This is a genomic window from Vibrio sp. 10N.261.51.A3, from assembly GCF_041471965.1.
GTDB lineage: Bacteria > Pseudomonadota > Gammaproteobacteria > Enterobacterales > Vibrionaceae > Vibrio > Vibrio crassostreae_C.
Genome location: NZ_JBFRPK010000067.1, coordinates 78,176 through 90,134, shown reverse-complemented (window position 1 = coordinate 90,134; position 11,959 = coordinate 78,176). Strand labels below are relative to the sequence as shown.

General features: G+C 44.6%; 13 protein-coding genes. 6 read left to right on the top strand and 7 right to left on the bottom strand.

Annotated features, from left to right (window positions below; all coding sequences use genetic code 11):
* Nucleotides 1–37 precede the first annotated feature (37 nt).
* The 5 genes from AB4371_RS16660 (at nucleotide 38) to AB4371_RS16640 (ending at nucleotide 4,165) form a co-directional block, all read left to right on the top strand.
* Nucleotides 38–376 carry a zinc ribbon domain-containing protein YjdM gene (locus AB4371_RS16660; RefSeq protein WP_017088858.1) on the top strand — a complete coding sequence of 113 codons (339 nt, stop codon included), beginning with the start codon at nucleotides 38–40 and terminating at the stop codon, nucleotides 374–376.
* 72 nt (nucleotides 377–448) lie between these two features.
* Nucleotides 449–943, top strand: a complete 495-nt coding sequence (locus tag AB4371_RS16655; RefSeq protein WP_372150364.1) for a GNAT family N-acetyltransferase — start codon at nucleotides 449–451, stop codon at nucleotides 941–943.
* Between the two features lie 92 nt (nucleotides 944–1,035).
* A complete protein-coding gene (locus tag AB4371_RS16650) occupies nucleotides 1,036–1,467 on the top strand; it encodes a GNAT family N-acetyltransferase (protein ID WP_372150363.1) in 432 nt (143 codons plus the stop codon).
* Between the two features lie 140 nt (nucleotides 1,468–1,607).
* Nucleotides 1,608–2,969: a DUF1800 family protein gene (locus AB4371_RS16645; RefSeq protein WP_372150362.1), complete on the top strand. Its 1,362-nt coding sequence runs from the start codon at nucleotides 1,608–1,610 to the stop codon at nucleotides 2,967–2,969.
* A gap of 8 nt (nucleotides 2,970–2,977) precedes the next feature.
* Complete coding sequence (locus AB4371_RS16640; protein ID WP_372150361.1) at nucleotides 2,978–4,165, top strand: DUF1501 domain-containing protein; 1,188 nt, start codon at nucleotides 2,978–2,980, stop codon at nucleotides 4,163–4,165.
* Nucleotides 4,166–4,233: 68 nt separating this feature from the next.
* Here AB4371_RS16640 and AB4371_RS16635 read toward each other — a convergent pair whose 3' ends face one another.
* Entirely contained in the window at nucleotides 4,234–4,845 is a 612-nt protein-coding gene (locus tag AB4371_RS16635; protein WP_102428566.1) for a LysE family translocator, read from the bottom strand.
* A 102-nt stretch (nucleotides 4,846–4,947) separates the two neighbouring features.
* On the opposite strand from AB4371_RS16635, the gene AB4371_RS16630 reads away from it, so the two are divergent.
* A complete protein-coding gene (locus AB4371_RS16630) occupies nucleotides 4,948–5,829 on the top strand; it encodes a LysR substrate-binding domain-containing protein (RefSeq protein WP_017062668.1) in 882 nt (293 codons plus the stop codon).
* Nucleotides 5,830–5,892: 63 nt separating this feature from the next.
* On the opposite strand, the gene AB4371_RS16625 is transcribed toward AB4371_RS16630, so the two are convergent.
* The 6 genes from AB4371_RS16625 to AB4371_RS16600 all read right to left on the bottom strand — a co-directional run bounded on the left by AB4371_RS16625 (nucleotide 5,893) and on the right by AB4371_RS16600 (nucleotide 11,847).
* Entirely contained in the window at nucleotides 5,893–6,837 is a 945-nt protein-coding gene (locus tag AB4371_RS16625) for an ADP-ribosylglycohydrolase family protein (protein ID WP_372150360.1), read from the bottom strand.
* A gap of 218 nt (nucleotides 6,838–7,055) precedes the next feature.
* Complete coding sequence (locus tag AB4371_RS16620) at nucleotides 7,056–7,979, bottom strand: amino acid ABC transporter permease (protein WP_372150359.1); 924 nt, start codon at nucleotides 7,977–7,979, stop codon at nucleotides 7,056–7,058.
* Between the two features lie 128 nt (nucleotides 7,980–8,107).
* Entirely contained in the window at nucleotides 8,108–8,917 is an 810-nt protein-coding gene (locus AB4371_RS16615) for a transporter substrate-binding domain-containing protein (protein ID WP_012600468.1), read from the bottom strand.
* 12 nt (nucleotides 8,918–8,929) lie between these two features.
* Nucleotides 8,930–9,727, bottom strand: coding sequence for an amino acid ABC transporter permease (locus AB4371_RS16610; RefSeq protein ID WP_372102936.1), 798 nt, complete (start codon nucleotides 9,725–9,727; stop codon nucleotides 8,930–8,932).
* Nucleotides 9,727–10,473: an amino acid ABC transporter ATP-binding protein gene (locus tag AB4371_RS16605; RefSeq protein WP_102333483.1), complete on the bottom strand. Its 747-nt coding sequence runs from the start codon at nucleotides 10,471–10,473 to the stop codon at nucleotides 9,727–9,729. Before AB4371_RS16605 ends, AB4371_RS16610 begins: the two co-directional genes overlap by 1 nt.
* A 225-nt stretch (nucleotides 10,474–10,698) precedes the next feature.
* Nucleotides 10,699–11,847, bottom strand: coding sequence for an iron-containing alcohol dehydrogenase (locus AB4371_RS16600; protein WP_372150358.1), 1,149 nt, complete (start codon nucleotides 11,845–11,847; stop codon nucleotides 10,699–10,701).
* Between the last annotated feature and the right edge of the window lie 112 nt (nucleotides 11,848–11,959).

The following is an 11,959-nucleotide window of genomic DNA, read 5'->3' as shown; positions in this document are numbered from 1 at the left end:
AAATGGAACAAATTCTATTTAAATGAAGTATTAACGTATGTCTCTACCTCCTTGTCCGCAATGCCAATCTGAATATGTCTATCAAGACCAAAACAACCTAATCTGCCCTGAGTGTGCCTATGAATGGAATCCGGAAGAAGAACGTTTAGAAAGAGAAGCTGCGCGTGTTAAGGACGTGAATGGCGTTGTATTGGAAAGTGGCGATAAAGTTACCTTCATTAAAGATCTAAAAATTAAAGGCAGTTCTAGCGTATTGAAAATTGGTACTAAAGCTGTGATTCGACGCATCAATGAAGGTAAAGATCACCAGCTAGATTGCAAGCTGGATGGAGGCGGTGAAATGCTGGTTACGGCGAAGTACGTTAAGAAGCAATAGTCGATAATCGGTCAAAATTGCGAGTTGCTACTGAACTAAATAGCGTAAAAACCGGAGGATAATCAACATTATATGGACATGGTTAAAGCTGCTCTTTCGCATTCAACTGCCTTTCATCACTATGTGAATGCCTGTACTGAAGATGGGTTAGATATTTACACGGGCATTTCTGATGGCAGTGATGCCTATTTAAAAAGGCGAATCGCTTATTCAAAAGGTGAGTGTTTGCCTGAAGGGTGGACGCCAGCTTCCACTTATTTTTGTATTGAGTCTGAGCAGATTCTTGGTGTGATTAGAGTTCGTCACGGTACCAGTCCGTACATTCACGATGTTATTGGACATATCGGATATGAGACGCTGCCACAAGCCAGAGGGCGGGGTATCGCAAGTCATATGTTGTCTTGGGTTCAACGACATGTATTGACCGAAAGCGCTATCATTACCTGTGAGTACGGCAATATTGCTTCGCAAAAAGTGATTGAGAAGTGTGGTGGGCAGTTCTTAAATACCTTTTACTCGGAGCAAGATAAACACGAAGTCTTACGTTACCAACTAGAACCAAAATGAACATTTAAGCGTGGCATTTTTGGTTGTGTCGGAGGCTCTGAATTCCGGCTTAAACGAAAATGAAACCATAGCCAATTATTGTTGGAGGTATTTTGAAGTATTCAACAAGATCTGCTCAGTTATCAGATTATGAATTTCTGTTTGAGCTAAAAAAGGCGGCTGAATTTGAGCCAATTAAGGCTGTTTTTGGCTGGGATGAGCAGATTCAACGAGATATACACGCCGAAGAGTGGGCAGAAGAACGGCCTGAAATCATTGAATATCAAGGTAAAGCGATTGGCAGTGTGTTGTTGCAAGACAAAGACGACCACTTCTATTTTTGCCGGTTCTTCTTACTGCCTGAATATCATGGCAAAGGTATTGGCAGCCAAGTTTTAACGGATTGCTTAGCTCAAGCAGCCAAACTCAATAAGCCTGTGGCGTTGTGTTATTTACAAGGTAATCGAGTTGGGGAGTTGTATTTAAGGTTTGGCTTTGAAATCACCTCGCAAAACGATCAGTTTGTCTATATGTGGCGTGAATAGACATCTATCTAAATTGAAAAGTCTGCGTCTGTAACTTGATAGGCATATGACACTCTCTTAACGTAAAACCATGTAAAGCTCCTTATGCTTGATTACTAAGCGATTACACTTAGAACAGATCGAGCGTAAGGGAGTGTGCAATGAATTATTACCCAACTTCAAAAATAGTGGGTGAACAAAGGTTTGGTTTTGGGCCGAGGTTAGGTCAAACAGCCTATTATTCGCCTTTAGAACAGTTGGATAAAAAGCCATTCGTTCACCAAACTATTCAAGCATTACCGACCACTGAATCTATCCTGATAATAATGGATGAAAACCGTGTGCAGCGGGCGAAAGCCAAGGGTGATGAGCAAAAGGTGCAAGCCATGAAGAAAGAGGCACAATCCTTTCTTCGTAATCACTACCGACAACAAGTTCAAGCTCGCCACTTGCAAAGTGTTGAAACCCCTTATGGTTTTCAAGAGCGCATTATTCAGTTTTGGAGCAATCACTTCGCCATCTCGGTTGATAATCGAAAGCTGATGCCCTTAGCCGCAAGCATTGAAAACGATGTGGTGCGTCAGTATTGGAACGGTAATTTTAGCGACATGCTGATGGCTTCTTCAAAGCATCCTGCCATGCTCCTTTATCTCGACAATCAACTATCGATTGGTCCCAATTCAAAAGTCGGAAAGCGCCGTAATAAGGGCCTCAATGAGAACCTCGCTCGTGAGATCTTAGAACTCCACACTCTTGGCGTTGATGGTTCTTACACTCAGCAAGATGTTATTGCTTTAGCAAAAGCCATTTCAGGCTGGGGCATTAAATTCAAATCTCCTGATGCTGGGTTTCGATTTGCTAATAACCTGCATGAGCCAGGAAGTATCACACTGCTTGGAAAGGCTTATTCTCAATCCGGCGTCTCGCAAGGAGAGTCGTGTTTAAAAACCTTAGCGACCCACAAAGACACTGCTGCGTACTTGGTTGGTAAGCTGTGCCAGCATTTCATTGGCGACATACCTAAAGAACTCTCAGAGCAAATGGTTGCTGAATATCTGAGAGGCGAGGGGAATTTACTGCCTGTTTATCGCTTGTTATTGAACAGTGCTGAGGCGAGTAAACCTAACCCTAATCGTTTTAGACCGCCGAAGGAGTGGCTGTTTGCCGTTCTTCGTAGTGCCGATATTTCTTTAAACGAGAAACAGGCATTCAATGCACTCAACAATTTAGGGCAGCCTCCTTTTAAACCGGGTTCACCTGCAGGCTGGTCGGATCAAGACAGAGACTACAATAGCCCTTCGGCGTTGACTCAACGTATGCAAGTTGCGAATAGGCTTGCGTCTGCTGCAATAAAATCGGCTAAAGCGTCAGGAGTTAAGCCGAAAGCGGTAGTGGATAAAGTGATCGCGGGTTTATATGGCGATGCTATTGATGAACACACCCAAATTGTATTGAACAAAGCCGACAGCGCTGCAATGCAACTTTCCCTGTTGTGGCTAAGTCCGCAGTTTCAATATCGTTAGGAGTGGGTATGAAAAAGTCAGATTGTTCTCAGAATAAAGCGCCACATAGTATTAACCGCCGCCAGTTCATGGGTATTGCGGCGGCTGTTGGCGTCAGTGCGATGCTGCCATTTCCAAGCTTTGCCAAAACAGGTTCAGACAATATCTTCATTTGGGTATCACTGCGTGGCGCGATGGATGGTTTAAATGTTGTAGTGCCGCATGCCGATCCGGATTACTCTAATTTGAGACCCAACATCGGATTAAAACCTGAACAGCTAGTGAAGCTGGATGATTTCTTTGGGCTTCATCCATCTCTAAAGCAGTGCCATCAATGGTATGAGAGTAACGAACTCAGCTTTGTACACGCTTGTTCAACCGCTTATCGTGAGCGTTCACATTTTGATGGACAGAAGATATTAGAGAATGGTACTTCCGACCCGTTTAACACCGTAGGGTGGATTAACCGTTTACTCACGTTGAGCTCAGAAAAATACGATGGAATTGCGATTGATTCGGGCTTACCACTCATCATGCAGGGCGAATCGACCGTGGCAAGTTGGTACCCAAACCGCTTAAAAACACGCGATAAACAAACGGAATTGCTGGAAGAGTTGTTTCAAAGTGACCAAATGCTGTCTTCAAACTTTGAAAGTGTCATGAAGATAGATCAACTGGTGGGAGACCAAGGTGTCGGCAAACAGTTTAAATCATTGATGGGTAAAACAGGCGACATATTATCGGCTGATAACGGACCAAACATCGCAGCGTTAGAATTGGGTGGATGGGACACTCACGCCAATCAAGGCAACGTAAATGGACGGTTGAGTAATCAACTTAAAACTTTGGATGGTGGGTTAGCGGCTCTCAAAGCTTCACTAGGTGATCGTTGGCAGAAGACAGTGATCATCGCGGCCAGTGAATTTGGTCGAACAGCAAAAGAAAACGGCACCAAAGGCACCGACCACGGCACTGGCAACGTCATGTTTGTTGCGGGTGGTGCGCTGCCATCGTTGAAAGGAGTGGGGGGTAAGGTTATTGCCAATTGGCCGGGCTTGAGCCAAAGCCAGCTATATGAGGGCCGAGACCTTAATCCAACGACTGATATGCGCTCGGTTATCAAGGGCGTGCTCTACCAACATTTATCGGTAGAAGTGAAACAACTCAACATTATCTTCCCTGATAGTGCCGATATTAGACCGATGAATCTTGTTTAGAGATTTACCAAGACCCTGTTAGATGCGATTCAGTCGTTTGAATCGCATTCTATTTCTGACTCGCTTGTTTACGATTTAATCGCCAACAGTGCTCCGAACGTCACTAAGCCAAATCCACATGCTTGATTAAGCCTTTTCTTTGCTCTCAATAGATGCTTTTGCAATGTATTCGAAGTAAACAGCATAGCGACAACGCCAAACCATAAACCGTGAAGAACGATCATGTAAAGCCCATAGCCGAGCGCGACATGCTGGTTTTCTGCATCAGGTGAGATGACTTGGCTGAAGATGCTCAAAAAGAACAACATGGTTTTTGGGTTGAGCACGTTACATAAGAAGCCTTGGGCTAAATAGCGCCAAACACTGGTGCTTTGCTTTGCATCTTCCATCGGTGCAAGCTTGTTGTCCGCACTCAAGATACCTTTTAGCCCTAGATAAATAAGGTAGGTTGCACCTGCGTATCTAATCATGTCAAACAGCTGCTCATTCTGTGAGATTAAGTAACTGATCCCAAGCATTGAATAACTGATGTGAGCACAAATCGCTAAACTCACACCGATTGCAGTCCAAATCCCTGCTTGTCTTCCTTGGTTGACACTGTTTTTCAAAACTAAAACGAAATCAGCGCCTGGGCTGATAACAATCAATAGTCCCAATACTGCTAGGATTAACCACTCCATAATGACTCCAACTCTTTATATTTGATGAGCCAGCATTGTATGGTTTTTTATTGCTGCCTATAATCGAAATGAATTCCACCTATTTGTGAGAAAAAATCACACATGAGACATTTGAAAGCATTTCATATTTTCCACGTAGCAGCGCATTCGAGTAGTTACAGTGAAGCGGCGGATAAACTCAATATCACACATGGCGCGGTGAGTAAGCAGATCAAGGTATTGGAAAATCACTTATCCCAAGTTTTGTTCTACAAACAGGGCAGGAATGTGTGTCTCACCAAAGAAGGGGAATTACTCAAAGGTTACACAGAGCAAGCGTTCCAAGCCTTGGAGACTGGAGTCCATAAGCTTAATCAGCTGAATCATCAAGCGTTGGAAGTTTCATGCGAACCCACATTGACCATGCGTTGGTTAATGCCTCGACTCGGTGATTTCTATAACGAATCCGGAATTGATGTTCGATTGTCGACTGCTGGTGGGCCTGTGAACTTGAATGCGACAGGGCTCGATATGGCGATTCGCCGAGATGACTTTAAATTAACCGAGCGTTACGAACAGATACCACTAGTTGAAGAGTGGGTAGGCCCTGTGTGTTCCCCGGGTTATTGGCAGCAGGTAAAAGATAACTTAGATGATGTGAAATTACTGCACAGCAGTACACGGCCAGGTGCTTGGAGTCATTGGGGTGCTATCACTATAGATAAAGTTAATGGTGGAGAGTGGTCAAAAGCTCGAGCGAACCAAACATTTGCACACTTCTACTTTTGCTTTCAGGCGGCTGTCGATGGGTTAGGCATAGCGCTTGGGTCTTATCCACTTGTCGCCGACGATCTTGAAAGAGGTAACTTGATCGCGCCGTTTGGCTTCGTACCTTCTGGTCACCAGTACATATTGCTCACGCAAGATAGCAACCATGAAGAGCCAGAAAGCCCGTTTGTTGTTTGGCTGAAGAATGAGTTATCGCAGTGTGTTCCAACTTTATAGGAACGACATCCGACCTAGAAGTGTGCTTGTCTTATGTCAGGCTCTAGTTCGTTGTTGTGGAAATCACTCAATAGGCAAAGACAGCACGCCACCATTGAGTTCGACTTGTTTTAGCCATTCGGTTGGAATTTCGCCATCTCCTTCGTAGAAACACGCCGCTAATACCGCGCCAATTACAATCGCACGACCGCAGCTGTCACCACCACATAAGATGTTGTCGCGAATGCCTTGTTGATAACTCTGAGCACCTGCAATAATGCGAATCAGCAAGGGGAACGCGGCACTCAGTTCACAATGCAATCCAAACTTCTTCGCGGCATCTGTAATCGAAAGCTCAGGATCAGCCAGTGCTTCGTCGATTTGATCGTGTATGAACTTGCTACAAGTTTGTCGCACCATTTCTACCGATTGCAGTGGAGAGTTGCCTTGAATTGCCGCTTGAACCAATAAGGTGATGGCTTGTGCCCATTCCACGGCTTTGTCGTTGTTGTTGGTCACTCGTACCGCACTCTCTACCATTGCCGGTAAGGTGTGAGAGGTGTAAGTACACGCCACTAAAGGAATTAGCTTTGAAACAGCAGGTAGCTGGGTGTCATCAGCGCCACAGGCTGTGATTGGAGCTTCTGTTAGCTCTAGTTTATGTATGTTCAGCAAGCTCATACGAGTCGCTTTATCAATATAGCCTCGCCAACTACCACCAAAATCAAACCAGAATCGGAAGTGCTTGATGTAGCTCGCTTCATCGTACTGTTGGTTGTCGACTAAACTGTCGACCATCGCTAATAGCTGAGCACCATATTGCGATTGCTCGCCTGCGGTTTTACCTTGGTGCGCAAAGTAGCCCTTGTCTTGGTAATCGAACTGATTCGGTGAGCGAAATTCTGGCTCAAAACCTGCTACGTGTAAGATCCTCTCTTGGTCATATAGCCAGTGCAGCCCCATTGAAGCAGCGTCTCCAACTAATGCGCCGACAACGGCGTAAAAAGCTCTTTCTTTATGATTGTCCATGTTGAGTGAAGTCCTTGAGAAGATCCAATGGAATTTGATACTTCAAGTATAGTGACTAAATGATGGGTTTGCTGTGTTTCAGTAGAGAGTTTTCAAGCAATTAATCCTGATTGGTCAATGAGTTAAACCAATCAGGGTAAGTGGATGAATATTATGACTTAGGTGGCTATGTTGACATATAACAGACGCTTGAATACACGTCTAAATAAACAATGACACTAGCGGTTAAGGTAAACACTCGAGCGTTGTTCAATGACTTTGAAAATACGTGAAAGGGTGAAACATAACGCGAAGTAAACCGCACCAACAATCAGCCAGATCTCGAAGATCAAACTGGAAGAGTTCGCCATTTCAGTGCCAACAAATGTCATCTCTTGAATCGAAATCAGGGATACAATCGAGGTATCTTTTACTAGAGAAATTGCCTGACCTGCTAAAGGCGGTGTGATGGCCGTTAATACTTGCGGGCCAACCACAAATCGATACTTAGACAACGCCGATAAGCCGAGTGAATCGGCCGCTTCCCATTGCCCTTTAGGAATACTTTCTAAGCCAGCTCGAATCACTTCTGCGATGTAAGCCGAAGAGAGCAAACCAATACAGATAACACCAGACGCCAAGTTTTCCCAAAGGTTAGCAGGACCAAACAGAAAGGCTTGAACAGCGTTAATCTCGCCGTTGTGTTCACGTAAGATACTTTCTAAACCAAGTAATGGAATCAGTTGGTTAGAAACGAAGAAATAGAATATGAAGACAAACACCAGCGGCGGAATATTTCGAACCAACTGGATAAAAATCAGTGCAGGGGTACGAAAGAAAGTGATTTTAGAGTGCCTTGCAACGCCAAGTAATGTACCAAAAGAGAGTGCTAACACCATACTCCAAACACTCAAGCGCAGTGTCGCGATCAAGCCTTGGAAAAAGTAAGGAATATTGCCTTGAGAAGGCGGAATGAAAATCAGGGTAAACGCATCTTCCCAGCGCCACTGGTAGTTAATACCAACAGCGGAACGATAATAAAGCCAGCCTGCAAACACACAAATGACAGCTAGTAACACACCATCTAAAAGGTTAAGGCGTTGATACCAAGGCTTCATATGAACGTTGGGCTTAGGTGTTGTTAATGCGCTAGTACTACTCACGTCATTCCTGTTTAAACGATAATAATTGATGTGTTGTGAGAGGTGGCTATGAGGTCATAGCTATCTCGTTGTTTTTAACAAGGCAGCGCAAACAATGCACTGCCTCGATTCACTAGCAAAAGTTCTGATTACTGACCTTGAGCAATCTGGTCTTGCCAATCTAGAGTAGAGAACCAGTACTCGTAACGCTCTTTCAACCAACCGTCTTCAGTACGTGCTTTGATCCATTCGTTGAAGAATTCTGCCTTGTCAGTTTCACCTAGGCGAACTGCAAATGCTTCGTTACCTTTTGATAGACGCTCTTCAAATGGAATAAATAGCGTGTCTGCGTTTTTGATCGTTTCGTGTTCTGGTTTCGGGCTAGACGCGATAACCGCGTGTGCGTTGCCGTTTAACACTTCTTGGAATGCTTGAGCATCGTCATCGAACTGCAGAACTTTCGCTTTAGGGAAGGTTTCACGAGCGACTTGAACCGTGAATGCTCCACGACGTGCTGCAATTTTTACGCGGCGAGAATCAAAATCAGAGATCTGAGTAAAACCTTCCGCTAGCTCTTTGTTAGCCGCCAGTTGAACGCCAGAGTGCGAGTAAGGTTCAGTGAACAATACGCTTTTAGCACGAGCTTCAGTGATAGACATACCGCCGATGATCACATCAAACTTCTTCGATAATAGAGAAGGGATAATACCGTCCCATGCCGTAGGTACAAATTCGACTTTCCAACCAGAATCTTCGGCAAGGCGTTTCGCCACGTCGATTTCAAAGCCAACGAGATCGCCTTGTTTGTTACGCATCGCCCAAGGAACAAATGTCGACATACCAACGCGCAGTGAGCCACGTTCGTTGATTTTATCGAGGTTAGGCGTTTCAGAAGCAAGTGCAGGCAAACTTACGGCAAGCGCAAGTAGGGCTGTAATTGCGGTTTTAAATAGCTTCATGCTGATAAATCCTTATTGTGTTCGCCAGTTAGCTCCGAGCTTATGCTCAAGCCAAGCTGCAACGGCAGAAAGTGAAAGTGTAAGTGCAAGGTAAATGATCGCCACAGAGAACCAAATCTCAAATGGCATCGCGGTTTCAGAAACTATGTTTCTGGCTTCGGTTGTTAGGTCAAAGATAGCCATGACACTCACAATCGAAGAGTTTTTGATAAGAGAGATCACTTCATTAGTCAAAGGTGGCAAGGTGCGTTGCACCACCTGAGGAAGAATCACATCCCAGTAAGTATAGGTCTTTGATAAACCCAAAGATTGAGCTGCTTCAAATTGTCCTCTCGCAATACCATTTAAACCAGCACGGAAGATTTCGGCGGTGTAAGCGCCTTGGAAAAGTGCCAAGGCTAAAACGGCAGTACTAAAGCGATCGAGCCCTAATACGGGGCCAAATACAAAATAGAGCAAATAAATTTGTACTAATAACGGCGTGTTACGAATCAACTCAACATAGCTGGTGGCTAAGGTGCGTCCAACCACCGAATTGGAGTTTCGCAATAGGGCTGTGGTTAAGCCAATCACCAGCGTTGCAACCAAAGAAATCAAAGAGATATTGATGGTAACTAGTAGCCCTTCAACTAATTCTGCAGGCCACCATTCACCATCTTCATAGAAAGCAATATAGTCCGGCACACGCTCCCATTGCCAGCTGTATCCCATGGTTTGTGCACCAGAGTCGAGAATCCAAACAACAGCAGCCGCCAGTACAACAATCTGTACCAAAGCAGATAGGGCGGGTTTAATAATTCGAATCAACATCAATAAGTCAGGATCTGATTTAGGAACGCTTGAGTACGTTCATGTTGAGGGGTTTCAAAAAGCGATTGTGGAGTATTCGATTCCACAATTTGTCCTTCATCCATGAAGATAACGCGGTCGGCCACTTGTTTTGCAAAGCCCATTTCGTGGGTCACACACACCATGGTGATGCCTTCGCTCGCCAGTTCAACCATCACATCGAGTACTTCGTTGATCATCTCCGGATCAAGCGCTGAAGTGGGTTCATCGAACAAGAGTAATTCCGGCTTCATACACAGAGAACGGGCGATAGCCACACGTTGTTGCTGGCCGCCAGAAAGTTGCACTGGGTATTTGTTGGCTTGTTCTGCAATGTGCACACGCTCGAGATAGTGCATTGCTATCTTTTCGGCTTCTTGTTTGCTTTTTTTAAGCGTACGAATTGGAGAAAGAGTAAGGTTTTCAAGCACGGTAAGATGGGGGAATAAATGAAAATGCTGAAACACCATTCCGACTTGGCCTGGTGTGTTAAATTTACTCGGAAGTACTTGTTCTAACACGGAAAGCTCGCCACTTTCGAAAGGTTCTAGCTGATTGATACAACGGATTAAGGTTGATTTACCCGAACCTGATGGCCCGCAAATCACCACTATCTCTCCTTGTTCAATATTTAAATCGATATCCTTTAGGGCATGAAAATCACCATACCACTTGTTAAGTGACTTAAACTTAACCATTTCCTTGAGATTGTTCAAATCGTTGTTCATACCTAGTAAAGAGACAGGTTTACCTTACCAATATAGAAATCTGAATGCACATAAAATTAAGGACTTATGAGAATTTAATAGCATCTTGTAGGGCAAATTAAAAAGCAGCGCCCAAAATGAACGCTGCTTCTGTTGTACGAAAGAAATAAGTAATGGGTTCAGTCAGATGTAAAAAATCATCTTTGTGTGACCATTGCCTTTGCTTTCTCTCTACTTTAGCAATTCTTAGTGAATCGCAGACTCTAAAATCTCACGCGTTTTCTCTGGCGTGATTGCTTGGTTTTCGCCAAGTTGCAGGTAACCGTGTGATTCAAGTTGAGCAACAACGTTGTCGATTGCTTCCGCTTTAGTTGCTTCGTAACCGTCGAACATGGTTGGAACGTCTAGGCTGTGGTAGAAGGCTTCGATTGCAGCGATTGTACGCTCGGCTAAATCAGCACCCGCTTCTAGGCCAAATACGTTACGACCCATTTGCTCTAGCTTACCACGCTTCGCTTCGATTTGATTACGAAGTAGTGAAGGTTGAACAATCGCAAGCGAACGTGCGTGATCTACATGCCATAGCGCAGTGAATTCGTGGCCAATCATGTGTGTTGCCCAATCTTGAGGAACACCCGTACCAATCAGGCCGTTAAGCGCTTGGTTTGCTGTCCACATTAGGTTTGCACGCCAAGCGTCGTTGTCACGCTCGTCGTATTGCTTACCCAGTACAAGTAGGTTCTTAAGCAGTGTTTCTGCGTAACCGTCTTGAACCATCGCATCTGTTGGCATTGTGATGTATTGCTCACATACGTGAACCCATGCATCAACTAGACCGTTGATCAGTTGGCGCTCTGGCAGAGACTTCATTACGTCTGGGTCCATAACCGCAAACTTAGGTTGTACTGCAGGGTTCATGAACGCCAGTTTCTCTTGAGTCTCTTTACGAGTGATTACCGCACCCATGTTAGATTCAGAACCTGTCGCAGGAAGTGTCAGTACCGCACCAATTGGTGTCGCTTCGGTTACTTGGTGTTTACCCGCTAGGATATCCCAACCGTCGCCGTCGTATTTAGCCGCTGCAGCAACGTACTTAGAACCGTCGATTACCGAACCACCGCCAACAGCGATAATGAATTCTACGTTTTCTTCTTTAACAAGAGCGACGGCTTTGTCTAGCGTCTCTTTCGTTGGGTTAGCTTCAACACCAGCGAACTCAATCCAAGCGTGATCCTTTAGAGAAGCGACAACTTGGTCGTAAACACCGTTGCTTTTGATTGAACCGCCACCGTAGATGACTAGTACTTTCTTCGAAGTATCAACCGCTTGGCTGATAGCGTTGATTTGGCCTTGGCCGAAGTGGATAACTGTAGGGTTAACATAAGTAAATTGCATTAGAGATTCCTTGTGTAAAGCTCAATTTGTTATTTTATCTGATTGCTTAATTTCTATATTTGCATATTAGTACAGTAATCTAGGTCAATGAAGAGCTGTTCCTCCAAATAAA

Bases quoted from the DNA above. Each gene is read 5' to 3' on its own strand.
- AB4371_RS16610 (WP_372102936.1), bottom strand. From the start codon at position 9,727: ATGTTGATTCGAATTATTAAACCCGCCCTATCTGCTTTGGTACAGATT.
- AB4371_RS16625 (WP_372150360.1), bottom strand. From the start codon at position 6,837: ATGGACAATCATAAAGAAAGAGCTTTTTACGCCGTTGTCGGCGCATTA.
- AB4371_RS16635 (WP_102428566.1), bottom strand. From the start codon at position 4,845: ATGGAGTGGTTAATCCTAGCAGTATTGGGACTATTGATTGTTATCAGC.
- AB4371_RS16640 (WP_372150361.1), top strand. From the start codon at position 2,978: ATGAAAAAGTCAGATTGTTCTCAGAATAAAGCGCCACATAGTATTAAC.
- AB4371_RS16600 (WP_372150358.1), bottom strand. From the start codon at position 11,847: ATGCAATTTACTTATGTTAACCCTACAGTTATCCACTTCGGCCAAGGC.
- AB4371_RS16660 (WP_017088858.1), top strand. From the start codon at position 38: ATGTCTCTACCTCCTTGTCCGCAATGCCAATCTGAATATGTCTATCAA.
- AB4371_RS16655 (WP_372150364.1), top strand. From the start codon at position 449: ATGGACATGGTTAAAGCTGCTCTTTCGCATTCAACTGCCTTTCATCAC.
- AB4371_RS16645 (WP_372150362.1), top strand. From the start codon at position 1,608: ATGAATTATTACCCAACTTCAAAAATAGTGGGTGAACAAAGGTTTGGT.
- AB4371_RS16630 (WP_017062668.1), top strand. From the start codon at position 4,948: ATGAGACATTTGAAAGCATTTCATATTTTCCACGTAGCAGCGCATTCG.
- AB4371_RS16615 (WP_012600468.1), bottom strand. From the start codon at position 8,917: ATGAAGCTATTTAAAACCGCAATTACAGCCCTACTTGCGCTTGCCGTA.
- AB4371_RS16605 (WP_102333483.1), bottom strand. From the start codon at position 10,473: ATGAACAACGATTTGAACAATCTCAAGGAAATGGTTAAGTTTAAGTCA.